Annotated in this window: 21 protein-coding genes and 1 pseudogene; 10 read left to right on the top strand and 12 right to left on the bottom strand. The window is 47.2% G+C overall.

Translation table 11 applies throughout. From position 1 onward, the window contains the following. Positions 1-66: 66 nt before the first annotated feature. A complete protein-coding gene (locus SPB21_RS33510) occupies positions 67-2,253 on the bottom strand; it encodes a S8 family peptidase (protein ID WP_499869393.1) in 2,187 nt (728 codons plus the stop codon). A 181-nt stretch (positions 2,254-2,434) separates the two neighbouring features. On the opposite strand from SPB21_RS33510, the gene SPB21_RS33515 reads away from it, so the two are divergent. Beyond that, positions 2,435-3,439 (top strand): hypothetical protein, encoded by a 1,005-nt coding sequence (locus tag SPB21_RS33515; protein ID WP_499869395.1) that lies wholly within the window; start codon positions 2,435-2,437, stop codon positions 3,437-3,439. Between the two features lie 69 nt (positions 3,440-3,508). Here SPB21_RS33515 and SPB21_RS33520 read toward each other — a convergent pair whose 3' ends face one another. From SPB21_RS33520 to SPB21_RS33530, 3 genes are all read right to left on the bottom strand, one after another. Next, a complete protein-coding gene (locus tag SPB21_RS33520) occupies positions 3,509-4,204 on the bottom strand; it encodes a hypothetical protein (RefSeq protein WP_499869397.1) in 696 nt (231 codons plus the stop codon). After that, positions 4,201-6,660, bottom strand: coding sequence for a CHASE2 domain-containing protein (locus SPB21_RS33525; RefSeq protein WP_499869399.1), 2,460 nt, complete (start codon positions 6,658-6,660; stop codon positions 4,201-4,203). The genes SPB21_RS33520 and SPB21_RS33525 overlap by 4 nt, the downstream gene beginning before the upstream one ends. A 65-nt stretch (positions 6,661-6,725) precedes the next feature. Beyond that, positions 6,726-7,646: a trypsin-like serine peptidase gene (locus SPB21_RS33530; RefSeq protein ID WP_163702201.1), complete on the bottom strand. Its 921-nt coding sequence runs from the start codon at positions 7,644-7,646 to the stop codon at positions 6,726-6,728. A gap of 436 nt (positions 7,647-8,082) precedes the next feature. On the opposite strand from SPB21_RS33530, the gene SPB21_RS33535 reads away from it, so the two are divergent. Beyond that, on the top strand, positions 8,083-10,515 hold the full coding sequence (locus tag SPB21_RS33535; protein WP_499869401.1) for a CHAT domain-containing protein: 2,433 nt from the start codon (positions 8,083-8,085) through the stop codon (positions 10,513-10,515). A 249-nt stretch (positions 10,516-10,764) separates the two neighbouring features. Here SPB21_RS33535 and SPB21_RS33540 read toward each other — a convergent pair whose 3' ends face one another. From SPB21_RS33540 to SPB21_RS33550, 3 genes are read right to left on the bottom strand one after another with little or no spacing between them, the layout of a single operon-like run. Continuing rightward, positions 10,765-11,547, bottom strand: coding sequence for a hypothetical protein (locus SPB21_RS33540; RefSeq protein WP_499869403.1), 783 nt, complete (start codon positions 11,545-11,547; stop codon positions 10,765-10,767). A gap of 6 nt (positions 11,548-11,553) precedes the next feature. Next, entirely contained in the window at positions 11,554-12,009 is a 456-nt protein-coding gene (locus SPB21_RS33545; protein WP_163702207.1) for a hypothetical protein, read from the bottom strand. Then, positions 11,987-12,400, bottom strand: a complete 414-nt coding sequence (locus tag SPB21_RS33550; protein WP_499869405.1) for a hypothetical protein — start codon at positions 12,398-12,400, stop codon at positions 11,987-11,989. Before SPB21_RS33550 ends, SPB21_RS33545 begins: the two co-directional genes overlap by 23 nt. A gap of 782 nt (positions 12,401-13,182) precedes the next feature. Here SPB21_RS33550 and SPB21_RS33555 point away from each other — a divergent pair. The 6 genes and pseudogenes from SPB21_RS33555 to SPB21_RS33580 all read left to right on the top strand — a co-directional run bounded on the left by SPB21_RS33555 (position 13,183) and on the right by SPB21_RS33580 (position 19,302). Further along, positions 13,183-14,322 (top strand): ABC transporter ATP-binding protein, encoded by a 1,140-nt coding sequence (locus SPB21_RS33555; protein WP_163669204.1) that lies wholly within the window; start codon positions 13,183-13,185, stop codon positions 14,320-14,322. Positions 14,323-14,343: 21 nt separating this feature from the next. Continuing rightward, on the top strand, positions 14,344-15,024 hold the full coding sequence (locus SPB21_RS33560; protein ID WP_163669206.1) for an ABC transporter permease: 681 nt from the start codon (positions 14,344-14,346) through the stop codon (positions 15,022-15,024). A 23-nt stretch (positions 15,025-15,047) separates the two neighbouring features. Continuing rightward, positions 15,048-16,115 carry an ABC transporter permease gene (locus SPB21_RS33565; RefSeq protein WP_499869407.1) on the top strand — a complete coding sequence of 356 codons (1,068 nt, stop codon included), beginning with the start codon at positions 15,048-15,050 and terminating at the stop codon, positions 16,113-16,115. A gap of 80 nt (positions 16,116-16,195) precedes the next feature. Beyond that, on the top strand, positions 16,196-17,101 hold the full coding sequence (locus tag SPB21_RS33570; protein ID WP_163669209.1) for a glycine betaine ABC transporter substrate-binding protein: 906 nt from the start codon (positions 16,196-16,198) through the stop codon (positions 17,099-17,101). 11 nt (positions 17,102-17,112) lie between these two features. Next, a pseudogene (locus tag SPB21_RS33575) lies at positions 17,113-17,388 on the top strand (transposase); the annotation flags it as partial. Positions 17,389-18,453: 1,065 nt separating this feature from the next. After that, the gene (locus SPB21_RS33580) at positions 18,454-19,302 is read left to right on the top strand and encodes a class I SAM-dependent methyltransferase (RefSeq protein WP_499869408.1); all 849 of its coding nucleotides are present in this window, start codon (positions 18,454-18,456) and stop codon (positions 19,300-19,302) included. Positions 19,303-19,563: 261 nt separating this feature from the next. Here SPB21_RS33580 and cruG read toward each other — a convergent pair whose 3' ends face one another. From cruG to SPB21_RS33600, 4 genes are all read right to left on the bottom strand, one after another. After that, on the bottom strand, positions 19,564-20,763 hold the full coding sequence (gene cruG / locus SPB21_RS33585; RefSeq protein WP_499869410.1) for a 2'-O-glycosyltransferase CruG: 1,200 nt from the start codon (positions 20,761-20,763) through the stop codon (positions 19,564-19,566). A gap of 17 nt (positions 20,764-20,780) precedes the next feature. After that, on the bottom strand, positions 20,781-21,692 hold the full coding sequence (cruF, locus tag SPB21_RS33590) for a gamma-carotene 1'-hydroxylase CruF (RefSeq protein WP_499061420.1): 912 nt from the start codon (positions 21,690-21,692) through the stop codon (positions 20,781-20,783). A 742-nt stretch (positions 21,693-22,434) separates the two neighbouring features. After that, positions 22,435-22,965, bottom strand: coding sequence for a hypothetical protein (locus SPB21_RS33595; protein WP_499869411.1), 531 nt, complete (start codon positions 22,963-22,965; stop codon positions 22,435-22,437). Positions 22,966-23,694: 729 nt separating this feature from the next. Next, positions 23,695-24,069 (bottom strand): rhodanese-like domain-containing protein, encoded by a 375-nt coding sequence (locus tag SPB21_RS33600; RefSeq protein WP_163703054.1) that lies wholly within the window; start codon positions 24,067-24,069, stop codon positions 23,695-23,697. 362 nt (positions 24,070-24,431) lie between these two features. On the opposite strand from SPB21_RS33600, the gene SPB21_RS33605 reads away from it, so the two are divergent. Both SPB21_RS33605 and SPB21_RS33610 read left to right on the top strand, forming a co-directional pair. Beyond that, positions 24,432-24,611 (top strand): NblA/ycf18 family protein, encoded by a 180-nt coding sequence (locus tag SPB21_RS33605; RefSeq protein ID WP_163669221.1) that lies wholly within the window; start codon positions 24,432-24,434, stop codon positions 24,609-24,611. 64 nt (positions 24,612-24,675) lie between these two features. Beyond that, positions 24,676-24,891: a hypothetical protein gene (locus tag SPB21_RS33610; protein WP_163669223.1), complete on the top strand. Its 216-nt coding sequence runs from the start codon at positions 24,676-24,678 to the stop codon at positions 24,889-24,891. An 11-nt stretch (positions 24,892-24,902) separates the two neighbouring features. Here SPB21_RS33610 and SPB21_RS33615 read toward each other — a convergent pair whose 3' ends face one another. Continuing rightward, positions 24,903-26,423 carry a cryptochrome/photolyase family protein gene (locus SPB21_RS33615; protein ID WP_499061422.1) on the bottom strand — a complete coding sequence of 507 codons (1,521 nt, stop codon included), beginning with the start codon at positions 26,421-26,423 and terminating at the stop codon, positions 24,903-24,905. Positions 26,424-26,549: the final 126 nt, after the last annotated feature.

Below are 26,549 nucleotides of genomic sequence, written 5' to 3' on the forward strand. Positions count from 1 at the left end.
TTGCAACATCGGCAGTAGGGGCCATCCTCACTATGACCCCCACCCATCCAAAAACTCAACCAACTATTAACCTTTCTTCTCAACCACCTCCATCACGGCTTCAACTGCTTCCACAGCATCCACCAGCCCCTGCCCAAAGAAATACACTTCCGGTGCAATGGCCTCCACCGGCCCACTAATGCCCGAAGGCCGCACAAATGGAAAATCGACTGCTGTACCAAATCCAGCAGATGCCTGCAGCCGATACCGATTCTGATCCGCCTGACTCAGTGCCAACGGCCCATAATTCGCCGTCTGCCCCAAAATTGCCCCCAGCTCATCTCGACTCAATTGCTGCGCCCCATTCACCGAGCGCATTAATGCCAGCACTCCACTCACCACCGGGGCCGAAAACGACGTCCCCTGTACCTGCACATATTGTCCCAACGGATCTAACGTCAAGCCCCAACTCGTCTGTGGTGGCTCCATACCCTGCCAAAAACCAGGCACCCAGGTACCCCCAACCGTCAAAATACCGCCCGCCTGCTCACGGTTTGTCTCACCACCGGGGGCTACCACATCCAGTCCCGCTCCATAGCTGCTGTAATAGCTGCGGTTCCCCCGTACATTTGTTGCCCCCACCGAAATTACGCCTGGCAACGCCGCCGGAAAAGATACTCCATCCAGCTGGCTATTTCCCGCCGAAGCGACAATCACCATGGTTGGATGTGCATCCAGTATCTGAAATATTTGATCGCTAAGCTCCTGGTCCGGTAACAATCCCCCCAGGCTCAGATTAATCACATCCACATCTCTTGCTGCCGCATAACCCATGGCCTCAATCAGTGCCGCTACAGTAATCTCTCCCCCCAGGCCAAATACGCGCACTGGCAAGAACTGTGCCTCAGGGGCAACACCGACTACTCCCTGACGGTCCGCAGGATTTGCCGCAATTATCCCAGCTGACCAGGTACCATGAAACTCATTGCCAATCTCTAACTGAATAATCCGCCGCAGAACGTCTGCCTGTTGTTTTTCTGAGGCGGTGGGCATGACCCTAGCAATCTGTTGCGCCAGGTTTGGATAGGCTGCCAACAGATCCGCAGCCCCTAATGTAAATGTGCGCTGAAAATGGGGTCTCAGATAGGCCAACTCCTCTTCATTAATGCGGGTATCGGCATCTCCTAGAGCACAGTTTTCACTCCCTGCACAGGTTATTTCTTTATTTGAGAAATCCCAACCATATTCTTCGTCTGGCAGCCGGTCTGCTATAGTCTCTGGTACCGTATACACTCGGTCCACCAGATCAGGATGGTCCCACTGGATCAGGCTATCGATAACGGCTACCACCACATTTTCTCCCTGGGTGGTCTCCCAAGCCTCAACTGCCCGCACGTCTACCCGTGGGTAGGGGCGAGGCCGCACAGCCCGACTGTTTAAATGCCACTGCAATGGCAACAATGAGTTAGGAAATGGGGACGTCTCATGGGCCGCAGATACATTCGATACATTTTCTGGACCATTGGTGCGTTGGGGGTCGTCCATAGAGAGAATATCCAATGTGGATACATCAAACGGGATGGACTGAACAAAATTTGGCGTGGCCGATTGAACGTTGGGTAAAGTCCTTAGCTGGTTGGCTGCTGCCAGCACTGCTGTGCCTGACACATTATTGGCCCGCACTAGGTAGCGTCCTTCACTAAATCGTAGCGATCGCAATACGTCTACACCATATTGGGCCAACAAACGGCGGGCCGTTTCATCAGCAATGCTCGGCTCAAAACTCACCACTATTTCCTGGGTGACCACAATGGATTCAGTCATATTCTCCCGACTCAGCACCGGTAGGGTGGCCTGCACATAGGCTTGATTCAGCCGCTGTGCCCATTGTTCATCCAGCCCATGGGGCAGTTCCACCAGAGCATAGCGTTTCCCCAGGGGTTTCACGGTGACATCCGCTTTATGTGCCTCTCGACTAAAGCTAGTGGCCGCTGTCAGGTCTCGCTGTAGCCGTAAATAGGCCGGTTCATTAAGGTCACGGGTAAAGGAGGGAACAGGCTTAAACTCCACCGCAATTTGATCTGAACGTTCCACCAGGGGAACTTGTTGGCCATAGAAGGTGTAGGATAGCTGTTCTTCTTGATCCGCTTGATCCGCAGTGAGCGTTGGATTTTGGGCAAGTATGGGCTGATTATTTGCCACTGCCGCTGGCTGGGACACCCCTGTAAACGCACCCGTTGCCATCAGAATCCAGGGAAGTAATTGCTTTAGCATTCAGTCAATCCTCAATCCACTCTCCGTCGTTACTTCTGAGCTGAAGGGACTTATTCACTGATCCACTTCACTGATCCACAATGTTCTCAAGTGTGAATAAGCTTTAACAACGAAGAAGTAACCCTTGCTGAGTGGCTCGTAGCAGCTATTCAGTCCCTGATTCTTCAATGAGGAGACTCCCATGCCCAAAGCTCAAATCGTGCTGCGGCAGCTACTCCAATATGGGTTACCTGCGATCGCACTATCCGCCGCTGGCAGTTTAAGTTTCATTTTGCTGTCCGGCAATACCTATGTCTTTGACATGTTTAACAATTGGTTCAATACCAATATCTTTCACCTACCCAATGAGTCTCAGCCTCTGGATAAACCTGTTCCTGATTTTCGTCCCGATAGCCAGATTCCTAACATTCATATTGAACTGCCTACGGTATCTGTAGATCCTGACATCACGGTAACAACTCCAGTTACGGTTGATCCTAGGATGATTTTTTCTCCTGAACTGCAATTCAACCCTGAACTTAACCCAGAGATTACCGTCTCGCCCACAATTGAGGTCTATCCTGAACTCAATACGAACTTTGACGTTGCCCCCAGTCTGGAGGTTACCCCCCAGGTGACAGTGCCACCTTATTTTCGCAATAGTCCTGAACGCCCGATTATTCTGACTAATCCAGATCGGCCCTCCATTAAAGGATCTGGTCCACTACCAGAAGGACCTGAGCCAATACCCATAGATGCCACTGTACCTGATGCTCCGAGACAGCCCCCTGAGCCAATTTTACCAACGGTTCCAGGTAACCCAATACAGCTTCCCACACCTAAGACGTTGCCAAAGACTCCAGTCTTACGGCAACAGCCTTATCCAGCAGTAGTAGAGTCAGAAAAGAAACCTGACGAGCCTGAGTTTAATTTTCAGTTTCCTGAGGATGAGGTGGAAACAACGCCTGAAACACCCATTATCAGTTTTGACCCAGAGGAGCTACCGCCAGACCTGTCTCCCCAACCACGTTTAGGCAAAGAGTTCTTGCCTGAAGGTAGGGATATACCTCCGACATCTGCTCGTAGTCGCCCTCCCCATCATCCAACAGACCCATCTGACAAGGTAGTCAGTGTGCCTGAACCAGGGATGGTGATGATAATTTTGTTCTTTGGGTTGGGATTACTTGGGTTTAAGAAAAAGCGTTAAAAAAATCAGGTGCGCACTAATCAGATAATACTGGTTAGTGCGCACCGTTCTGTTGAATATAAGCGTGCCCTAATCTTGAGAAGAGGTGCACACCTTCTCAATCATCTTTTCTTGGATTCCCAACAGCTCAGCCGATGGCTCCCTTACACTAAAGAGAGCTTGAATCGCATCGTAGGGAAAATTATGCTCCACAAAATACTCAGTCTGCTGAATCGCAGTCCACTCAGCATTAGACACCGTTGACTCATTCGGGCTAGAAAAACTCTCCAATTCATTGCTAATTAATGTCCGTGTCTCAGCTGAGACCATTTGAAAGTTAGGAATTAAGGTAGGATCTGCGTTCTCAATGGCATATATTCCTAACGTATAGGTTTCTCCGGGTTCTAAGGGGTCACCATCATAAATTACATGGGTTTCATCAGCAGATGGTGTGTATTCCCAAAAAGGACTCTTTGAGTCAACCGCTAGAGAGACTTTAGCCACTGCCCCAGGTTGCCAAACAATCACAGGCTGATCATGCCAGATCTCAGGAGTATTTGCACCCAGATGGGTGGGTGAGAGCACACATAGCGGTCCCCGTGACACCAAACTTCTTTCCCTGTCCTCATCATCCCTAACAATACGGCTCCAAATATTAGTTAAGCGGCTGCGTAAATCGCTAGAGGAGTTTTGGGCGCTAGCATTTGATCCCAACCCCAGGCCCAGGCATAGGGCAACAACACTAACCAACCCCATGCGCCCCATGGCCTTGAAGTGAATCGTCATAGATTTTTCTCCTGATTACAACGTTGCAAACCGGGTATGTGATATACCCACACAGTGGCCGTAGGCAGTAGCCAGGGCAAAACAATCGAGGCTGCACCATACACGACAATCCCGAATAGCCCATATCCGACACTGAAACCTATGAGCCCTAGCCAGCGATAGTGTCGTAACTGCTGATCCCGTTGCATAGCTAGCGCAGACATCGCACCTACAATGGTGCCAATTCCTACCATCCACAAAACAGGAATCGGTATCATCCAGTGCTGATTTAAAAAATGATGAATCATATACGAATGAGCTTCTACCCCTGTGAATCGACTACTCAAGTCCTGGGTTTGGTCTCGCCAAAATTGAATGGCTGGTGGATTCGGCACATAGTCACTTTCAGAGCCTATACCCGCCTCGTTGTAGCCACCAGAACCGATTAATACAATTTGGTTTTGCCAGTCATATTGAGCAGATAAATCTTGTATATCCTCTTCTAATAACGCATGGGCTGGTATGCGATCATAAATATGACTGAGCGGCATTGAAAAATCTAAAATAGGATGGAACCAGCGTTGTTCTATCCACCGAGACAGACTTAAAATCGGTGACAGGCGATAGTTCAATAGCTGATATAAGACTGGAGAATTATTGTCTTTTATAATCGTCTCAAATAATTCTTTACGCAGATTGTGGGTTCTGTCTAAGGAGGGGGTCAGGCTTTTGCCAGCTGGTGTCTCCCTTGCTGCATGGGTAATTGCCAGTAGGTAACTGAAAGGACAACGGCTGTGGCAATCTTGACCGATTTGTAGTGCTTTTAGGTGCCAGGAAGCCGGAGCCTTAGTCAACCCCTGCATGCTCCATGCCGGATTAGCCAACCCTTCTGAAGGGCCAATCTCTTGCTTATCTAGCAAATCACTGGCCAGCACTAACCAGTTACCCTCATTGACTGCTTTCTCCAGGGTTTTTGTCAAGCGGGCATTATTCTCATCCTGACGCCGATCTAACAGATAATCAATACCAATGATCTGACTATCTAACTCAACAATCCGGTCTAGTAGCTTAGCTAAGTAGGCTCGATTGATGGGGTTGGCATCACCGTCAGGAATCCCTTTGGCAATGGATGTTTCATCCACATGGACCAACAGCACGGGGGGAGAAACATTTGCCTGGAGAGGTTGAGTTGTTATCTGACGAGCAACTGCCTGGGTCCATAGGCGACCCGCCATCAGCCTATCTCGCACCGGCGGTAGCAATGAGAGAATTGCGATCGCACCCAGCGCCATCCCCTGTTTTCGACTGGGCCATAGTTCTGTTAGCTTAGCTTGCCAACCCACTGGCTGGAGTCGAAAGAGCTGCGCACCCCGGTGGCTAAATAAAGAGGGCACTAAATAGGCCGATGGATAGGCCATTGTCTTTTCAGCTTTCAGTGCCTTTGTTGCTTCCTGTAGAGCTGTATGCACATCGGCATATTGGGATAACTGTTGTAAAAACTGTAATAGAAAGTATTGAGCGACGTCATTGTGGATCGGCTCTCGCATGATGACTACCTGGTTTAGCCCCAGCGCCACTAGCCGATCAGCGATGTCTAAGCCTTTGCAGGAGTTAAACAGGGCAAACTGGAGGCCGTTGCGTTTAGCTTCCGTGAGATCAGATTCCAGGTCGCGCATGGAGATTGTGGTTTTGGGTGCGATCGCAATCTCTCCCCCGAGTTCAGCCATTTCATTGCTATGGCCAAAGAAGAACAGCATATCCCACCCCTCTGGGTCACGAATTACATCTCGCACCTGATCAATCAGAGCATTTGTTTTCTGCCCCAGCTGCCAGCCAATTTTTTGAATAGTTACCAGTGTTTTCAACCGATCAATAGCATCTAAATCCTGCTTAAAATCCAGTCCCGTATCATCACCAATGATCACCAGAGCACGTGCTTTACGTCGTTGCTTCTTCGGTGGGTTTGCCGCCACAGAAATATTGGCAGGCAGCCGTGTAATCCGCATGGGTGGTCCTTGACCAAAGCCTCGGGCCAGCTCCCAGGTCTCCCATGGCAATCTTCGCAGCTCCTTAGCAGCACAGGTAATGTACAACGTAACCCCACGTTGGAGTCCCTCTCCACGCCGATTCAACTGTTCACGAATGCCAATTAACTCACGCCGTTCCAGCCAACTTTGAAACACCGTCAATAGGCGTACCTCAGCCTGACCCAGCTGACTCCGCAAGTCGGTTTGGGCGACAGGCACTTGCCCCACAGCCCCCGTTCGTCCCCGCATTGCCGATGACTCACCCACTGCATTGGTCTTCTGCAAAGCACGATAGAAATTGTAGTAAGCCCGCTGCCAGCGTTGGTGTAATAGGGTGAGTTCTTCAGGATAGGACACCTGGGCGGTAAGCTGCATGCCATCGCCCCAGGTCAGATCAAAGAGACAGATCTGCTGCACATGGGTAACAACAAGGCGATAGGTTTGATCCATATAGATTAAATTGCACAGAGTGAGTGGCACCGAGTGAATGGCACAGAGTAAATGGCTGGCTATTTTTATCGACTTGTTAGCTGAGGAAAGCGATCAAGAATACGAGAGATTTTGACACCATAGTTAACGACTCCACGCTCCTCACGATCTAGCTGAGCGGCTGCATTCAAACCGACGATGCTAAAGTCTTCACCATCCTTAGCTAAAAGCGGGCCACCTGAAGAACCACCATAGGTATCACAAATGTGATAAATCACTTCCTCCGCCTCAGCGGTGATACTACAGCCAATATGGGCGGCGGCAGTGAGACCGGGAAGTACTGCAGGGTAGTCACCGGAGTAACCCACCATGATCAGGTTATTACGGTAGGTCCCTTGCACAAGGGTTTGGGTATCGATCGCCTTTAAAGGAATAGTCCCAAACTGTTCCCCAAGGGATTTATTGAGTTTCAGAATGGCCCAATCATCCTCATGGGGGGGATCACTACGGTCTTGAAATTCTGTACCGAGCAGCCCGTCAATAACCTCTGCACGGTCTAGGGGGGAACTAACGGTGCCATCGATAACATTCGGTGAAAAGACTAGCCGAGCAGCAAATTGACTGGTTTCAGGGTCAATGACACAGTGAGAATTAGTCAGAATAATATCGACATCAATTAGGGTGGCGGTGCAATGGTAGCGGCCACCGTCCTGGGTCATGCCATCTAAACGGCCAATGGCTGTCCAAGGGTAGGCGCGTAGGCGCACCTCAGTACGGTCATCAGGGCCAATGATGCCACGACCGCCGTCAGGTTCATTAGAAATGGGCAGATTATCGGGCACAAACGCCGATGTGGAAAGATCAAGTTCGCTGGGGTCAAGGGTGAATGTAGGGGCTGAACGCCGAATCGTTACATCTGCTTTAGCAGACTGTAGCTGTCGCCAGTTCAATCCACTGGTAAAAAGAATACCAATGCCAACGATAGAAGAGAATACTAATTTCTTCATGGGTTAGTCTAAAACCAATCTGATAAACGAAGTCAATTGCAATGTGGTGATCCGTTGATGCACTCTTTGCACTACATCTATCGTTACCGCTCGATGCACCCAGGTTATTCGAACGAGCTGTAATTTTAAGATTTCATTCAGATGGCACAAGGATGCTGACAACAGTTAAAAAATGACCGCACATCAATGGGACGACTGTGATCTAAAGCGACTCTCAATCTATGGTAATGATTGATATTAAATTAGTTAGACTTAACAAAATGTTGGCTATACCTGCCTAAAGTGTTGGCCAATCAAGATCCTATACTCCAGTTCTATAATAAAAAAGCCAAAACCCACCAAAACTTAGAGCAATTCAACAATCAGCCTTATTTGAAAGCCTAGCTAAAAACAACGACATTTGCCCCAGAAGTGTCCGCATCAATGCCAGTGCCCTATGCTCCACCGTTATTGTCTGCTCCTATCCTGTCTGCTGCTATTGATCCCTGGCAGCGTTGCTGCCAGTAGTACACCTGCTGGAAATAGCGTACGATCAACCCTCGCCCAAACAGCTTCTTCTCAGGAGCTAAAAGATCAAGCTGATGGTTTACTCCAGACAGGTGTCACCGCCTATGGTGAAAACCGTTTAGACGATGCTATTGACTCTCTCCAAACCGCCCTCAGTCTCTACCAACAGATTAATGACACGGCTTCTCTATCGTTGATCTGGCAAACCCTGGCTTTGATCTATGGTCAACAAGGATTGGTAGCCTTTAGTGCCGCTGACTATACCGCTGCCATCACCCACTACCAGCAACAGCTCAATGTCGCCCAACAGCTAGGTGATCCATCGCTCACAGCCCAGGCATTCGGCAATCTAGGCAGTGCTGCCGTGCAGGCCGAGCAGTTTGATGTGGCTGAGTCTTATTTGCAGCAGAGTTTGGCCCTTTCTCAAACAGACCCGCTGAACCAGGCTAGGGCCCTGAGTTTGCTGGCAGTCACCTATTCTGTTCTAGGCAATTATGATCGTCTGTTGAGTACGGCACAGGAGTTGGAGGAGGTTGCAATGTTAACCCAAAACCCAAGCCTCCAAATACAGGCTGCCCAAAGTCTGGGCACCGCCTACTTCTTCCAGGGAGACTATCCCCAAGCCCTGACGTATCATCAACAGGTTGTCACCCGGGCAGAAGCATTAGAAGATCCCTATTTTCAAGCCATAGGACGGGCCAACGTTGGTGAAACCCAGCTGGCGCTAAAACAACCCGAGATAGCTCTAGAAACCTTGCCCCAGGCGCTAACACTAGCCCAAGCAACGGGTGACCCGACCCTCATTGGCAATGTTCTAGGCACCCTGGGGTTAGCCCATGCCACCCTGGGTAACTATGGCCAAGCCACCGACCTGCTGCAACAGCGGCTACAGGCGGAACAGGCGGCAGGTAGTCTGTTAGGGACTGCCCAAACCCTCAATAATCTGGGTAATGTGGCCTTTCTTGATGACCGTCTGGACGAAGCTGCTATCTACCTACAACAAGCCATTCGTTTGTGGGAAGACCAACGCTCTACCCTGGGTACCGATGATCAAAGTCGGATTCAGTTGTTTGATACCCAGGTATTAACCTATCGCACCCTGCAGCAGGTATTGGTTGCCCAAGGCCAGCCTGAGTTAGCCCTGGAAGTGACTGAACAAGGGCGCGCCCGCTCGTTTGTTGAACAGCTGGCAAAAGAGAACCCACCACCTGCCCAACCAAAGCCCACCCTGGCAGGTCTTAAACAAATTGCCCAAGAGCAGCAAATTACGGTAGTAGAATATGCCCTCATTGTTGATAACCAAGAGATTTTTGCACCCCAGCGACGGGATAATCAACTGCAAAATCAGCCTATGGAGCTCCTCATCTGGGTGGTACAACCCACCGGAGAGATTCAGTTTGAGCAGGTTGACCTGACAGACTATCCTGCCCTGGGTGATTTGGTGGCTGATGCTCGTTCAGACTTGGGGGTACTGGGTCGAGGTGGCATTAAGGTTGTTTCTACGTTTGATCCGGAACAACAAGGTAACTCATTACGCCAGCTCCACGATATATTAATAGCTCCCATTGGCCAGCATTTACCCCCAGACCCCACTGAGCCAGTTGTGATTATTCCCCAGGAAAGTTTGTTGCTGGTGCCGTTTGCTGCCTTACTGGATGATGATAATCGCTATCTTATTGAGCACCATACCCTACTCAGTGCGCCCTCTTTACAAGCATTAGGGTTAATCCAACCTGCCAGTGGGTCTGGCGCTGTTGTAGTGGGTGACCCAACGATGCCAGAGGTGCCAGGGTTTGAGTTGGCCCCATTGCCAGGGGCCGAGAAGGAAGCGATTGCGATCGCACCCCTCCTCAATACCACTCCCTTACTAGGGGAGGCTGCAACTGAAGCAACCGTAGTTCCTCAATTGGCCAATGCCCGATGGATTCATTTAGCGACCCATGGATTACTGGATTACGCTGGTGAGGATGAATCGATTACGGTCCCCGGTGCGATCGCGTTAGCTGCCGGAGATGGTCAGGACGGCTTACTAACGGCAACAGAAATTGCCAACCTATCCTTATCAGCAGAGCTAGTGGTGTTAAGCGCCTGTGATACTGGACGTGGTGAGATTACGGGCGATGGCGTAGTTGGGTTATCCCGTTCTCTTTTGCTAGCCGGAGCAGAGCAGGTGATGGTTTCTTTATGGGCAGTTCCCGATGCCCCAACAGCAGACCTGATGCAAGATTTTTATCAACAAGTGACCAAAAATCCTCATCTTTCTTATGCCCAAGCCCTACGTCAAGCTATGTTACAAGCAATTGAACAGGGTCGTACTCCCAGAGAATGGGCCGGATTTAACCTGATTGGCAACAGTCTGTAATCGGCTCAGTTACACCTAAACTTCCACAAGCTTAAGAAGCCCCCTTTTCTCAAGGGGGAGACAACAGTGCCCAATAGTTTGATATGCAAGCCATCCAGCGAATATATCCCCAGAATCGCATAAGCCTCCTCACCCCAGAAATAGCCAATCAACATCCTAGCCTTCACCCCCATCACCCCATCCCTCACCATTCCCATCCCTCAGCAGAACGTTTGTTGATTTAGAGTTAGGGGTGAGCGATGTTGTGGCTCACCTGCTTGAGTTCATTTCAATTGCCTGTTGCACAGCCTGTTGCCGTCTAGCCTGGTCCCAGCGGATGGAGTTTAGGGTGTTACCTAGACCAGGGGCATTCCAGTGACCGCTATCGGGATCAAGAAATGCATGGGTTCTGGCCCAGATAATGCGGTCGGTTGCACTCATTGTTTGCAGGTTGATGTTGGTGTTATCACGTCTGTAGAGCTTTGCCAGCCAATTGATATAGCCTCGATCTAGAGCCGCTAAGGGGGCCTGATTAGCTAGATCGATGCCGTTGAGTTCCTCAGCAAGGGATAGAGTGATCTGTTGTGCACTAGCCTGTTGCCGGAGCTCAATAGCCTGGTTGTACAGGCGCTGGAGCTGTTTGTTATCGGCTTCGCCAGGGGAGTTGGCTCCATGCTGATAAGAAAAGCTGCCCAGATTCCACTTGTGGTTGCCAGGATCTATATGGCCGTAGTAAGCAGAGGTATAGCCACCGTCGGGGGTGCGGGTGCCCTCAGCACTGCCCACAGCACGAGCAACTAAGGAGTTGCTCCCGCCGTGGAATAACGTGTCTAAAGTATGGAGAACCTGGGTAACTGGTACTGGTGCCCCTTGAGGCTTGGGCGCAAAGCTGAGACTAACTGCGTTGTTGTTGTCTGTGTTTTTGATTCGTTGGGGAGGATGAGCCTTTGGTGAATCAAATGTCAGGGCAATATCTTTGGCTGGAGCCGGAGCGGCCCACAGTAAGACAATACCCATAGGAATTGACCAGTGAACTGACCAGCGATAGGTCATGATGCATTACTCCGTCAGAAATTGTTCAATCAGATCAGTGGCCGGTTCGATCAGTGCCCAAGTACCATCAGGTTCTTTTCTAAAAGCGGCAAAAACTAGCTGCTGAGCCCGACCAATGATGTGACCTTTGTTGTTTTGCCCCAACTTGGGGCTATTGATGCCGCAGAGTCGAAACAGATAAGCGGGCACCTCGGGGCTGGTGATCGCAATGCAATGCGGATCCATAGGCTGGACTTGGCCATCAAAGGGTAGCCGCACTGGATCATCATCCAATTCAAGAGTAACGTCCCCAAGACCGCTACTAATGCGATAATCTCCTACCTGATTACCCACCTGGAGTTCCCAGGTTTGTTGAATGGTAATGTTGCGAGTTGGGGGATCTGACTGGCAGGCCGTCAGCAGAGTGAGCAGTGCACCACCAGTGATTTTTAGTATGTGTTTAGTGCTGAAGTTTAAAGCCATAGCCGACATACTCCTCCTCTTCGTAAAGCACAACCAACCAGGTATTGGGATCAAATGCCAGGGGATAGGCAGTGCGTTCAGCGATGACCCCAGCCCTCACCTCAAGGGTGGTTAGTGTGCAGTAAGGCTCTTCTGCAATGGCTTCGATGGCCTGGCGATTTTCTCGTTCGGGGATCGTGAGCAATTGGATAAGCTGTTGTCGTGAGAGAACGGCTTGGCTGGATATTATATCCTGGCAGAGGTCTTTCTTGGCTGAGGCAGCTTTGGCTTGGAAGCGAAGGCCGATACCAAGGCTGAAACCGAGGAGTATAAGCATGCTACTGCTGATAAGGCGATAACGTCGTTGTCGTCTGGGCCGTCGTTTGGGTTGTCGTTTGGGGCGTTGGTTCATGGGGTACTCCTTGTGTCCAGATGATGTGAGTATAGACGTGTTTATCTACAAGAAACAATGGCTAAATCCTTATGTATTAGAGGGTTCAGGTTTTGTGCAATAGCCTCTAAAGGAGCAGCAACAAGGGGTGATTAGCTGTTAAAAAAAATAAAACTATTTTTGCAACAGCTAGGGCAAGTGGATGCAACAGAGTCGTTGATATAGAAGAACTCTTTTCTACTCCCCAGAACTGGGATAACAGAAAGTGATTATCACCATTAATGATCAGCTCAATTGAGTACTGGAGTTGTTCATTGCTCAAAAACAATCGTTAGTTTACTCTTGATTTAGTGAGAAAGTTGTTCTGTAATATCTATGTTACTAAAGTAGTATGGAACAACTTAGCCCTTGACCTCAAATTGATATTTAGATATATCACCCCAATTAATTGTTTTTAGGTGAGTTCATCTCTTTGAAGAGAGCCAATCAGCTTAGAAGGGAGTTGTTCATGAATGCTCAGACACCTTCGAATCAAGGTGTTTTAAGAGCCAAATATTCAATTATTATTAATATTCTTCTGAGGTTAAGCTTTGACAATATCTTTGCCAATTACTTGTGGTGTGGCATTAAAGATGAGAAGGTGTCTTTTGTAGCTTGACGAGACACAGTCAAGGATATGGACTTGTGGTATGACTCTTATCCCTAACAATCACACTATAAAAATAAATGTAATAAGAACTAAATCTTAAGAATGACTGTTCTCAACTAGCTGGTATTGATCTTTCACAATCCAGGTAAATGCAATGGTACCAATGATTCAATTTGATGATGTCACGAAATACTATCCCAGTTCAGGCAAGCCTGCGGTTCAGAGGTTAACGATTGCTGTGCCTGAAGGTGAAACCTGTGTCGTCATTGGTCCTTCTGGATGTGGCAAAACAACGGCTCTAAAAATGGTCAACCGTCTGATTGAACCCACCAGTGGCAATATCTTTGTTGGGGGACGCAATATCCTGAAGCAGGATACGATTGAGCTCCGTCGCAATATTGGTTACGTTATTCAGCAGGTCGGTCTATTTCCCCATTTCACAATTCGAGACAATGTTGCCCTTGTTCCTCAAATGTTGGGTTGGAGTAAGAGGCGCATTGATCGTCGTGTGAATGAGCTTTTAGACATTGTTGGATTAGATCCTTCGCAGTTTTGCGATCGCTATCCTCGACAGCTTTCAGGGGGGCAGCGTCAGCGCGTGGGTGTGGCAAGAGCACTGGCGGCTGATCCACCGGTAATGCTGATGGATGAACCCTTTGGGGCCATTGACCCCATGACTCGGGATCGGTTGCAAAACGAATTCCTGCGTCTGCAAAAGCAGCTGAAAAAAACCATTGTGTTCGTTACTCACGACATCAATGAAGCCCTCAAAATGGGAACGCTTATCTGTATTTTGCAAGTCGGGGGAGTCCTGCAACAGTTTGATACACCGACTAATATTCTGTCCAATCCGGCTAACCGCTTTGTTGCAGATTTTGTCGGTTCAGATCGAGGCTTAAAAAAGCTTACCCTGGTGCGTGTCGGTGAGGTGATGCAGACCACTCTAATTCAAGGTCAATGTAATGAGTCTGCGTCGGATTTGGCCACTCGCATGCAGCAGTACAACCTGGATAGCATATTTATCGTTGATGATGCTCAAACGCTTATTGGCTATGTCACCCTTGACGGTGCACAAGCTCATCCGGGTAAATATGCCCATGAGATTGTGCATGAGATTATTACGACAACTGAAGAGGAAGCCACCATGCGAGATGCATTCTCTGTAATGTTGAGCTATGGGATAAGTCTTTTGCCTGTGCTTGACAGCGCGCACCACTTAGTGGGACTGGTCTCAGCGGACGATGCCCAGCGTCTGATCAAACGCTCCAAGGTTCTGACTACCTCCGTAAAATAGGCCGTTAACCCCAGTGTAATAATGGAAAATTTCGTTCGTTTTCTAGTCAGTATCAAAGATGGTTTGCTGTATTACCTGCCTGGTGTAGGACGTCCTGACCGAGTGCTAGATTTTTTGGGAGGACACCTGTTGATCACATTGGTGACACTGGTGCTTGCTGTCCTAATTAGTGTGCCATTGGGGATTTTAATCACGCGTGTACGCGTTCTTTATGATCCGGTCATTAAACTTGCTGGAATGTTGTATACCGTCCCCAGCTTAGCGATGTTTGGTATGCTGGTGCCGCTGGTAGGTATTGGGTTTAAGGCGGCGATTATTGCCCTCACCCTGTATTCTTTGCTGGCGATTATCCGTAACACGGCGGTTGGTATTGACGGCGTTGATGCCGCTGTCATTGAAACCGCTCGCGGCATGGGCATGCGCGATCGCAGTATTTTACTTAAGGTTGAACTCCCCCTTGCTTTACCGGTCATATTTGCAGGAATCCGCATTGCAACGGTTTCGACCATTAGTTTGGCCACGTTAGCTTCTTTTTTTGGAGCAACTAGTCTAGGCAATCTAATTTTTGAAGGGATTTCTGCAGGCGGTACCCGGAACGACAAAATTGTGGCTGGCGCGATTGGTGCCGCTGTCCTTGCTGTTTTATTTGATCAGGTCATTGGATACATTGAGCGAGCCTTGCCCGGCTCCGCCACTCAGTAGGAGGAGTCTGCATGTTGAGGGAAATGTTCGATTACATTGTCAGTCAGTCTCAAGAGTTTACAATTGCGTTGAGTCAGCATTTGCAGATTACATTCATTGCGCTGGCCATTTCGATTGTCCTAGGCCTGGTGTTAGGCATCTTGAGTTCACGGGTGAGATGGTTACGAGACCCTTTGCTCACCATCAGTAAAATTGGTCGTACCATCCCAAGTTTGGCAATTTTGGCGCTTGCCTTACCATTGTTGGGAATTGGTACGCCACCCACCTTAGTTGCATTGGGATTTATTGGTACCTTACCTGTGTTGCTCAACACAACCGTTGGCATTGAACAAGTTAACCCAGATACCAAAGAAGCGGCCTATGGCATGGGGATGAGAGATCTCCACGTTTTACTAAAACTTGAACTGCCGATTGCGTTGCCCATCATTATGGCAGGTGTGAGAACCGCAGCTGTGGTGGTCGTAGCGAGTGCTACCCTGGCAGCATTTATTGGCGGTGGCGGTTTAGGAGATTTGATTTTGCGGGGACATGCCCTGAATAAAGATCACATTATGTTAGCAGGGGCATTGCCTGCGACCTTGTTAGCCTTCTACTTTGAGGAGGCCTTTGGTCGCCTAGAGACTTGGGCCACACCTCAGGGCTTAAGGGATATAGCCAAAACCCCCACTGGATTTACGAGTGTTTTATTAGCTGTTGTTGTGATGCCACTGATCTTTGGAGTTTTGCTACCCTGGGAATTATCTATTGATGTTTCTGGCAATCCTATTGTGCTAACGGGTCTCCACCCTGAGTATCGAGCCATTGGTCTACCCGTTTTGCTTTTGAGTTTAACTGCAACATTGTTTCCTCGACGAAAGCCGCAGGATCATTCTTTTCTGACCTCGTTTATCCTTGCCGGAACAGCACTTGCTGGGTTGATATGGCTGTTGATTGGGATCTTAACCACTATTGAACAACTTCAAATCGGATTGGGAATGTTTCTCTTAGCGACGTTGAGCATTGCGGTGATCACTGGATTTGAATGTATCCTTAACTATCGCAATTATCAGGCCAGAACTAAACACCTCCGAGGGATGGCTTCATCGCCATAAATCCTGATGTTTGTTGACCTTTGTATTTTCGCTATGTTTTTGATTAATTGTTTATCTTGTAGCTTGCCAGGAGAGTACTGATGTTTAGACGACGTATCTTTTTAGGTATTTTATTAGGCCTCTCCATCGGAGGTGTGACCGCTTGTAATAGTAGTAATCCAGACGCACCAAAAATTCGCATAGGTTCAAAAGAATTTACCGAACAATACATTCTCGGCAATCTCTACGAAATCCTGTTAGATGAGTCAGGATTTAATGCAGACTACCGATCTATAGGAGGAACCAGTGAAAACCATCAGGCTATTGTCAGCGGAGATCTTGATATCTATCCAGAATATACAGGTACCGCTCTACTAGTTCACCTCAGTATGGGGTTTGACTCAAGCATGGGAGCAGATGAAGTCTACAATACAGTTAAAGACACCTATGCCGAACAATTCAATCTAGCTGTCCTTGACCCAACAAGCTTTAATAATACCTATGTCTTCCTTATGCCCAAGCCACGGGCGAGTGAATTGGGTATTCAAACTGTGAGTGACCTGTCGAGTAAAGCCAATGATTTGACACTTGGCACCATCCAGGAATTTACTGCCCGAGAGGACGGACTACCTGGGTTGAAAAATACCTACGGTGGGTTCAATTTTAGAGATGTTGTTGCCCTTGATCCAGGGTTACTTTATTCCGGCATTGAAGAAGGAGAAATTGATGTAACTGCTGGATTTGGCACAGATGGACAAATTGTCGCCTATGATTTACTGGCCTTAGAAGACGACAAAAACTTCTGGCCTCCTTATCCGGCGGCTCCTATTGTAAGACAAGAAATTCTCAATGAATATCCCGAAATTGCAGATATCCTCAATCAGCTCTCTGCCTTACTAGACGCTGATACAATGCGAACCCTCAATTGGCAGGTGGCCGGTAATGGGCGAGAATCTGATGAAGTAGCCCGTGAATTTTTAGAACAAAATGGACTAATTGGAGAATAACAATAATCTGTTCTTACTTTGAGCTGATGGGAGTATTGGTGACCTTACCGGTGCATACAACCCTGTCGCGTCGTCAAAAGATCGTAGCGATTGAGTTACCAACGCAACCCACGACTGGAGGACGTCATGTGGTGGTAGACATTACGGGCATTAAAGTCTATGGAGACGGGGAATGGAAAACCCGTCTCCATGGCGTCAGTAAACGTCGCACTTGGCTCAAACTCCATTTGGGTGTCAATGAGCAAATGGGAGAGATTCTGGCAGCCGTGGTGACCTCGAACGCCGTGATATGTGAGGCTGCGAGCAGCAGGCTAAGCAGGCATGGCCCTGGGGGCTCTCATTGTGAAGGTGCGACCCATGAAGGACAGTTCAGCATCAGTTTCCATGGTTTCGATAGTCTGAGCAGCGCTTCTCTGATGCTATGGCCCAGTGAGGTGTAGCGTTGGGCAATGGTTCTAGGGACGCTTTAAAGCACAACAGCACCCAGAACGATCTACCTGAGGAACTCTTCTGCATTAAACGAGGCTTTCTAGAGTTGTTCTAAGAAGGACTATCTTCACTAAAAACAATACTCTCTAGCGCAAGTAAGAAGAAATATCAGTGACCTGTTTGGGTGCTATTTGTAGTCTGTCAAACGATGATATAGAAATATCGATTGTTGACCTCCTTTGTTGTGGTTATAAGCTTTTCAGCTCATGTATTTAGCATATTCCTTGAGGGGTTCAATGTCTCTTCTCTGACATAAAGGTTAATGTTGTAATCTTTTGTGACTGGTCAGTGGGGCAGGTCTCTAGGATGTTGTGGTTGATGACACTGCAAGTGGTGATCTGATCTGTTTAGAATTCAGATAATTCAATTTTGGGTTAAGAGCCGATGCGCTGGCCAAGACCGCAAATTGCCAGCCAAGGGGCAGACCCGTTGCCTAAATTGCGGAATGCGACGGGCAAGCTGAAGTATTTTCGATCATTGCCGTACCCTATTGTGCTGAGCCAGGCGACTCGGTTTGAGGCGTGGAATGCAAGACATGGATGCAGGATGTGGATGATGTGGGTGGTCCGGTGGCGGCGGTGGATAGTCGTGATTTTGATCCGAGGTTGATGGAGTGGTAGGGGTGAGGTGGTATAGCTGTAGTTTTATGCAGCTATACCACTGTATAAAGCCTTGGGTGGTTAGGTGGAAAGTGTCTACCTAATAATCCCCAAATCGGTATGTTAGGCTGACAGGTGTCTACCTAATCTTCTTATCAGGGGTATTAGACTGAAGTATTTCTACCTAATCTACTAAATCGGAGAATTAGGCAGAAAGTTTCTCCCTAATCAATTGTTATGTGGAAAATAATAAAGAAGACATCTATGTTTAATAAATTAGAAGAAATAAACTCGCGCCCTATGCCTTTTCAGTTCTATACGGCAGAAGATTTATGGACTGATGAGTATACATCAAAGAAAATGCTTGAATATCATTTGAACGAGGCTGTTGACCTTTCATCCCGAAATAAAGATTTTATAGCCCGATCTGCAAAGTGGATAGTGTCTCATTTTGACATCCATTCAAATACAAGTATTGCTGATTTTGGGTGTGGGCCAGGGTTGTATACCACTCTGTTTGCTGAAAATAATGCTGATGTTACCGGGATCGACTTTTCCGAAAGGTCTATTCGATATTCAAGAAAGATCGCTGACCAAAGAGGATTGAATATTACATACTGTCAACAAAACTACTTGGAGTTTGAGACTGAGAAACGATTTGATCTCATTACGATGATTTTTTGTGACTATTGTGCGTTAAGCCCATCGCAGAGAAAAACGATACTTGCCAAGTTTCACAATTTTCTAAAGCTTGGTGGATCAGTCCTATTGGACGTTCATTCATTAAATGCGTTCAATAATAGGGATGAGGTTGTAACATACGAATATAACCAACTCGATCATTTTTGGTCTTCTGAAAATTATTATGGATTCCTGAACACATTCAAATATGACCAGGAAAAAGTAACACTTGATAAATACACTATAGTTGAAGAGAGGAGAATCCGTGTTGTCTATAACTGGCTGCAATATTTCAGCCAGGATTCATTACGTGAAGAGTTTGAAGAGAATGGATTTGAGGTCGTAGAGTTTTACTCTGATGTCGCAGGCTCGGCTTTTTCCACAAATTCTGTTGATATGGCAGTGGTTGCGAGGAAAGTGGAGAGTACATAACAAGCTAATGAACGCGGATGCCAATTTCGCTGCGCTCCATTTGCACAGGTTATTTGCACCGTTAGCTGGAAGGTGATTGTTTTTCCTTCAAAATAAGAATTGTTGCCCAGAAGATAATTTATAAAGAAACAAGCTCCCACCAAACGGCTCTTCGGGATCTAATATGCTGATGTAATGTTTGACACATGCACGAGCGATGGTCCTCTACTCACTTTGAAAACAGAACCACCAGTGGTGTTATAGTAAAAAACTGAAATTCAATTAAGCTAACGGCACGTTATTTAGATCATACTTCCGTCCACGCCAGCTTTTAGGTGTGCGAAGTGAGGATAACATAATGCGTAAAACTGCCAGTGGATCGGCCAAAGGCGATAGCCAAAATAACCACTTTCCTTGGGCCTGAGTCAAATCGTAGGAAACCGAAATTGCAAACTGTAAGGCAAATCGAATTGCAATCAGACCGCCATTTAATCCGATAGTTAGCCTTAGCGATAGGCTGGGATTAGTAGCGCCTAACAGTAGGATAGGTAGGCTTAGCCATGGCAACGCCTGCACACTGGTCAAAAACCACAAATCGCTCCAAACCTGACTTTGCGAAGATGCATCCTTGAGATCAAGAGAGCGTCCCCATTCTTTCCAGGTTTCCTCCATCCCCTCATACATGCGAACTTTTAATAACAAAGCTCCATCCCAAAAGCCTACTTTTGCCCCAACGTGAGCAGCGTATCGGGCAAGGGTAACGTCATCACAAAAAGATGTTCTTGCAATGGTGTAACCTCCCAGCTGATCTAGCAGTTCTCGCCGACAAAGAAAGCATTGGCCATTGGCCATGACTCGTTCTGAACAATTATTATTAGCACCTGTAGGACCAAAGCGGTACACCAAAGTCATCAACAGTGAAGGCTGTAACCATATCTCACCAGGGGTTTTCAGAATAAATCGAGGAGATAGAGAGACTAGATCATAACCTTCCTTCTCAGCTGCTGATATCAATGCTGCTACCAAACCAGGTTGGGGTTGGGTATCAGCATCAATACCTAATACCCATTTGCTATGGGGAGAGCTGTGGGTATAGCCATAGTGGAGAGCCCACGGACGTCCTACCCAATTGGGGGGTAAGGGATCATCGGTCAATAAACAAAATCGGGAGTCCTCTGCCTGGGCAGCTTTAACTAAATCACGAGTTCCATCTGTTGAGTGACTGTCCACCACCAAAATTTCACGCACTTCATCAGTTTGATGCCTTAGGCCCTGTAGACAGGGAGTAATCCGTTTAGCTTCGTTAAGCGTTGGTACCACTACACTCACAGCACCTGATTGGTCTGGTGCTGCTGACCGAGGTTGGAGTGGACGACGACGGGTAGGGCCTTTGAACAGCCGTGATAACAATACCATCACGGCTGGTAGCTGAACCGCCAGCAGGATAAGTGAGATAGCACTGAGCCCATCTACCTCCTGCATCAAAGTAGCCACATTTATCACGATTCAGATACCCCAGCCGTATGCATTTCAACGGTTGGTCGTAACCGTATTTGCACCATAACTAAGTCGCTATCGATGGGGGCAGTCAACCAACACATGAAGGCTGGTAACAAACCCAAAATCAGTCCTAGAAACACAGGAGTATAAATGCCGCCTGCTAAGCTCATCAACATGGCAAAGCTAAAGTTGGCCATGTAGATAATCAAGGGTATAGATAGCTCGGAACGAGTCAACCCATTAACATGCCCATTTTCTCGCCAGAAAGTGGCCGCGATAGACATGAAGATCAACCCAGTGAAAAACCAACCGGCAAAATTCTGATATGGCATACCGAAAAACTCTCCTGGCGTATGCCAATACCAAAATGGCATCGCTGTTTGGCTCATGGCTGGGTCCAACACGAAATCCCAAGACATGAGCAATAACGCCCCTGTCGTTAAGGCTGGTAGTTGCCACAGACTAGATTGGCCTTTCGTCAGGAGGCCACCTCGCGCCAGTAAATAGCAGGAAATGCCTAAATAAAACCAAGACAGAGGAATAGTAAACGGAACTAACCCAGCAATCTTATAGCCCAAACCATTGAGGTAGCTGTAGTCGCCAAATGGCAAACCAGTACTGGTACCCAATAATTCACAAGACAAAGACACACTAATAGCGGGTATCAAAAAAGCGAGCAGTGCCTTAAGCCCAATAGTCCGATAACAATAAAGAGAGGTAGTGACTACTCCCATTAGGATATAGGCCACTCCACCACCTGCTAAACTCCAGCTGTAAAGAGTGGAACCCGCTGGTAAATATTCCAAAATCTCTGGATGAGGCATTACCCAAAGTAACCCTGCTAAACCAAATACCATCGAGAGAACGTGGCCCCAAAGGCACCACTTTTCCACGCGCATTAATAAATTCATACCCGATAAACCTCAAATCAAAGTGCTAGCCATCTAAAAATCTGCTGTGGCCACAGAAATAATGCAAAATAACTTGTTATCCATACGCAAGACTACATACACACTGGTGAAATAATCTTGAACCCGCCAAAGTATCTGAGAGCAATGAATCAGCGGTAGATGTAACAACTTTGCCGCTCTAATGAGAAAGGTTAAGCTATCAAAACACTATCCATTTGAAAAAGTGCTTTATAAAAGTTCATATTTATAGTTAGACAGTATAGCAAGCTGAGCCCCTGGAGTGAAACATGGAATACATCAATGATGCTGATTGAGAGGCTCACGGCGGTTTCACCTGTCTTTACTACACCCTGGAAATGCTAAGTCAAAATATAAGAAGGGGCTGACAGTGTTTTAATTAGACAGTATCAAGTTCTGGATACCCCTGCTGAATCGAGCTGATAGAAGGGCGTATTTCAATTTGTTCCTACTGTAAAGGTATTCGCAATGACCAGGGCTCTTGGTTAACTGTTGCGAAGTTTATCGAACACTATTCAGATGTCGAGTTTACCCATGGCGTTTGCGATAGTTGTATGCAACAGTATTTCCCAGATGTGGCTAAGGTTATACTTTCAGAAACTGCTCCCAAAGCTGATACTTGGGCAGATGCAATATTTGGAGGGAAGTGATGAGAATATCAGGGACCATGCGATCATGATCCCATTCTTAGATTTTTTGTACTCTTTTTGAGCAATCAAAGGAATTACACTCGACTGGTCTCAACATACCCTTGCAAGTTTTCAGGACCGTACTTGCGGAGTAACTGGGTTGCCTCTTGAATGAAAGCAGATGTTCCCTGGACAATAATGAGATACTTACCCGAATTTAATCGGTTTCGATAAGCGATCGCATCCTTGCTGCTGACGGTCCAACCAGACAAAGTACCTGTAGCAAAAGCACCAAAAGCCCCTGCTGCTGCACCAAAGAGTCCACCTAAAATGTGATTGCCCACATTGCCAAACCAGCTAATGATTTCAATACCAGTTAGCAAGTTGAAGAAATAACCTGCTGCGAATCCAAACAGGATGATCCAGTTTGCAAGCAAATCAATCTGCTTTTTCGCCTCATCATTGGGATTTATCGAGCCAAACTCGTCTGCAGTTTTGTAGCCCCTTCCTAAGATGTCCAGTTGTTCTATAGGCAAGTTGGCTTTCTGTAGAGCTAAATATGCCTTCTCAGCTTGTATCCGTTCTGGTAGTACAGCAACTAAATAGTTTTTCTCGTTTTTATCCATTGGAGTGACTCCGACGATTTTAGACTTTTACTTATTCGACTTTGCAGGGCATATGCGCCATACCAAGCATTGAAGATTCGGAAATAATGATTGGTTGCAATGCTTACAACCAAGGCCGAGACCAATAAAGCAGGCCGGCATTTCTCAGCTACTTGCACTCTTGCATTGAAGAGAAAGGAGTGCTGACGCTGCCATTGCAGCAATACAGAAAGAAAAGAAGTTTTAGACGAGTTCAAATTACCCTACAGAAAGTTCTGTAGGAAGAACCGAAAAAGGTGTTGTTAACATGGTTATCACTTAGAGAGCTGTGTAACGTTGTTTGTGACTAACAGTTCAGTCGAGCGCCGTGTATACTCCTCAAAAAAACGTTGACCAACTTGAGCTCTATTCCCAAGCTGTCTGCAACGTTCATCACTAGCGTTAAGTCTAGAAAACTACGGTGGTTGCTAATCACTAGCATCGCTCTCGTGGACGGAATTCTTTCTGCGTGACGAATGTTTACTTGAGTTCCTGTTGTTATCAACAAACTGCGGGATATGTGCAACAGTAAGTCAAAGAACATGGGTCAAACAGATGAATATAACTTTGACTCAGAGCAATTGAGCTACTTTGTAAAGCCTGTTTCATGAAAGCAATCCGCGAAGAAATAAGCTCCCACCAAACCATGTGGCTATGGTGAGGAGCTTGTTTTTTAGAAAATAGGAGAACTTGGCTGAAAGAGGTCAAGTGCTAGGCAGCTACCAGAGCACCTTCGATTGCACCTCTAGCTGCTTTCCATGCTGCTAAGCCACCGGTAAGCTCAGAAACATTGTGGAACCCAACTTCACGGAGTTTAGAAGCCGCTTTAGCAGTCTGCACATCAGAACTTCCATAGATGTAGATGTCACGTTCATACTCAAGAGATGCAGAGGCATTTACCACCAATTCATCCATGGGCATTAGAATTGCCCCGGTAATGTGACTTGAGTTGAAAGCATCTCTACTTCTGACATCAATGATAGTCAGAGCAGGTTCGCCCCAATCAAGACGATCTTTGAGGTCAAAGACAGTGGACTGAGCCTTGAGAGGCCCTGGAATTGAAAAGAGAAATGAAGGTGTGGGCATAACGTTAAACAGCTAAAGATGCTGTAATTAGGAGCGGTATCTACAATGTAACGCAATATAAAGAGAGTGTTAATTTATATTCTAATTAAATTGACCTTTTAGGATGGACTTAATGAATACACCATAAGTAAATATGCTTGTTAATACGATTTTGCAAACCTAAAATGACTGCACCACTGGTGTCACTAGACGACTCTGATATAACGGCTGCAGCTTCTATCCAGCTCCTTAACCCAACACTAAACGACTGACGATGGATACATAGGCATAATTGCCTATCATAAAGTGTTTACGCTTGCAAGGTTTGTAACGTAGTGTTAAGTTGTCGATTGTAAAGGTCAACGATCACTGTTGAGGTTGCTATGAACGTCCGTGAACAACTTTCCTTAGAGCAACAATTTGAACTGAAGGCCTTTGAACAGCAAGTTGAGCGGCTCTCCCATGAAGATGCTCAGATATTACTGGTGAAATTGAAAGAATTAATGCTTTTTCAGAATGCATCTTTCAGTCAGATCCTTAAAGAAGCTTGGGGTATTGGCTAACCCATTGGTTTTATATTTGGATTTTTTTATAGAGCCAAACCGTCGATATTTTTAGCAGATAACCATGACAACACAACCGTTCAGATTGGAGCAACAGCAGGTGCCTCAGGCCAGCAGTGCTCTGGCGATTATGTTCTTCCTGCTGGGGATGCCAAATTTTTATGTTGCCTTGCAGCACCGATCGCAGCATCAAAGGTCAGCTATGTCGTTTTTGCCAGTAAAGGAGATAGTACTCTTTGGGGTTGCAGCAGGCGGAACCCTCTCCTGGCTAATGTTCTAGTTAGAGTAGAACTACTCATCGATGTAAGACTTATGCCAATCTGTTGCCTGTTGGTGAATTTGAGCTAAATCCTCTGCAGTCATCTTGTCTAAGTTCTTCAAGATAAAGCTCATACGGCCTTGGGATTGGAGTTTATCTCGATGTCGATCCAGAAAATCCCAATAGAAAAAGTTGAACGGACAGGCATCTTCACCGATACGGGCCTTGGCATTGTACCGGCATGATTTGCAGTAATTACTCATCCGATTAATATAATTGGCCGAGGCCGCATAGGGTTTAGAGGCCAAGAGTCCGCCATCAGCAAATAATCCCATCCCTAGGACATTGGTTTGCATGACCCAATCATAGGCATCAATAAACGCAGCGTGAAACCAGCTTTCTACAGCTTGAGGAGACAGCCCTGTAATCAGGGCAAAATTGCTCAATATCATAAGCCTTTGGATATGGTGGGCATAGCCGGTGCGCTGCACTTGGGAGAGAGTTTGATGCAGACAATTCATCTCGGTTTCACCAGTCCAGAAAAACTCTGGTAGTGGTCGAGTGTGGTTAAACCAATTACGATTGGAGTACTCGATAACGTCATCGGCTACATAGCCATACAGCCCATGCATATACTCTCGCCATCCAAGAATTTGGCGAATAAGTCCTTCCACACTGTTGAGAGGCAGCGCACGTTCGTAGTGAGCTTGCTCTACTGCCTGAATCACCTCCATCGGTTGAATCAAGCCCAGGTTTAAATAGGGAGATAGTAAAGCGTGCCACAGGGTATCCTGCCCTGTCACCATGGCATCTTGATAGGGGCCAAAGGTTGCTAAGCGCTGCTCAATAAAGTTCTCCAATACCTGTAAGGCTTGCTGACGAGTGACTGCCCATCGAAATGGTTCCAAATCTCCATAGGAGGAGAAATTTTGGCTCCTGACATGCTCAATGACGGTCTTAGTCACTGCATCTGGTTCGAACCAAAGAGGTTCTGGCGGATTGAGATCCCCTTTGGGTGGTTTGCGGTTGGCTTTGTCATAATTCCACTGTCCCCCAACTGGAGTCTTGCCCGCCATGAGAACCTGGAAACGTCGTCGCCCTTCTCGGTAGAACGTTTCCATTAGTAAGGTTTTTCGACCCGTTGCCCACGCTTTAAATTCCGCTTCCGTCCAGAGGAAATGATTATTTGGAACAAATGTCAGTTTGAAGGGTAAGTCTAAAGCTTGGATTTGGCTGGCAAAGGGACGGTCATTCGGAGTCATGATCAACAGTTCGGTCACCTGATTGGCCTTTCCCCACTGCCTCAAGGACATTTCAAAGTTGTCAGCTATTTCGTAGGTTACAGGCCACCCCGCCTGCTCCAGCTCGGTCATAAAGTGACGCATGGCAGACCAGACTAGGATCAACTTCTGTCGATGATACGGGCGAGAACGAGCAAACTCGGAGGATGCGATCGCAATAACAGGTGTCTGTGCTTTACGATCAGCACAGCGGAGTAGCGCTGACTGCCCAGCCCAAAGTTGATCGCCTAATACCCAAACTCCTACAACCATAGAATCTCCAAAGACTCGGATCACAAAACTGCTTTGAGCCTACGCCCCAAGAGGGAAGTAGATATTGTTTTACATCCTACTAAACCCTTACAATGTTTACAAAAGTCTAAAAAAATAACTACTGTG

The organism is Leptothoe sp. ISB3NOV94-8A (assembly GCF_043421595.1).
Classification (GTDB): domain Bacteria; phylum Cyanobacteriota; class Cyanobacteriia; order Phormidesmidales; family Phormidesmidaceae; genus Leptothoe; species Leptothoe turfae.

Coding starts and splice junctions, on each gene's coding strand:
- SPB21_RS33510 (WP_499869393.1), bottom strand. CDS start 2,253: ATGCTAAAGCAATTACTTCCCTGGATTCTGATGGCAACGGGTGCGTTT.
- SPB21_RS33515 (WP_499869395.1), top strand. CDS start 2,435: ATGCCCAAAGCTCAAATCGTGCTGCGGCAGCTACTCCAATATGGGTTA.
- SPB21_RS33520 (WP_499869397.1), bottom strand. CDS start 4,204: ATGACGATTCACTTCAAGGCCATGGGGCGCATGGGGTTGGTTAGTGTT.
- SPB21_RS33525 (WP_499869399.1), bottom strand. CDS start 6,660: ATGGATCAAACCTATCGCCTTGTTGTTACCCATGTGCAGCAGATCTGT.
- SPB21_RS33530 (WP_163702201.1), bottom strand. CDS start 7,646: ATGAAGAAATTAGTATTCTCTTCTATCGTTGGCATTGGTATTCTTTTT.
- SPB21_RS33535 (WP_499869401.1), top strand. CDS start 8,083: ATGCTCCACCGTTATTGTCTGCTCCTATCCTGTCTGCTGCTATTGATC.
- SPB21_RS33540 (WP_499869403.1), bottom strand. CDS start 11,547: ATGACCTATCGCTGGTCAGTTCACTGGTCAATTCCTATGGGTATTGTC.
- SPB21_RS33545 (WP_163702207.1), bottom strand. CDS start 12,009: ATGGCTTTAAACTTCAGCACTAAACACATACTAAAAATCACTGGTGGT.
- SPB21_RS33550 (WP_499869405.1), bottom strand. CDS start 12,400: ATGAACCAACGCCCCAAACGACAACCCAAACGACGGCCCAGACGACAA.
- SPB21_RS33555 (WP_163669204.1), top strand. CDS start 13,183: ATGGTACCAATGATTCAATTTGATGATGTCACGAAATACTATCCCAGT.
- SPB21_RS33560 (WP_163669206.1), top strand. CDS start 14,344: ATGGAAAATTTCGTTCGTTTTCTAGTCAGTATCAAAGATGGTTTGCTG.
- SPB21_RS33565 (WP_499869407.1), top strand. CDS start 15,048: ATGTTCGATTACATTGTCAGTCAGTCTCAAGAGTTTACAATTGCGTTG.
- SPB21_RS33570 (WP_163669209.1), top strand. CDS start 16,196: ATGTTTAGACGACGTATCTTTTTAGGTATTTTATTAGGCCTCTCCATC.
- SPB21_RS33580 (WP_499869408.1), top strand. CDS start 18,454: ATGTTTAATAAATTAGAAGAAATAAACTCGCGCCCTATGCCTTTTCAG.
- cruG (WP_499869410.1), bottom strand. CDS start 20,763: ATGCAGGAGGTAGATGGGCTCAGTGCTATCTCACTTATCCTGCTGGCG.
- cruF (WP_499061420.1), bottom strand. CDS start 21,692: ATGAATTTATTAATGCGCGTGGAAAAGTGGTGCCTTTGGGGCCACGTT.
- SPB21_RS33595 (WP_499869411.1), bottom strand. CDS start 22,965: ATGGATAAAAACGAGAAAAACTATTTAGTTGCTGTACTACCAGAACGG.
- SPB21_RS33600 (WP_163703054.1), bottom strand. CDS start 24,069: ATGCCCACACCTTCATTTCTCTTTTCAATTCCAGGGCCTCTCAAGGCT.
- SPB21_RS33605 (WP_163669221.1), top strand. CDS start 24,432: ATGAACGTCCGTGAACAACTTTCCTTAGAGCAACAATTTGAACTGAAG.
- SPB21_RS33610 (WP_163669223.1), top strand. CDS start 24,676: ATGACAACACAACCGTTCAGATTGGAGCAACAGCAGGTGCCTCAGGCC.
- SPB21_RS33615 (WP_499061422.1), bottom strand. CDS start 26,423: ATGGTTGTAGGAGTTTGGGTATTAGGCGATCAACTTTGGGCTGGGCAG.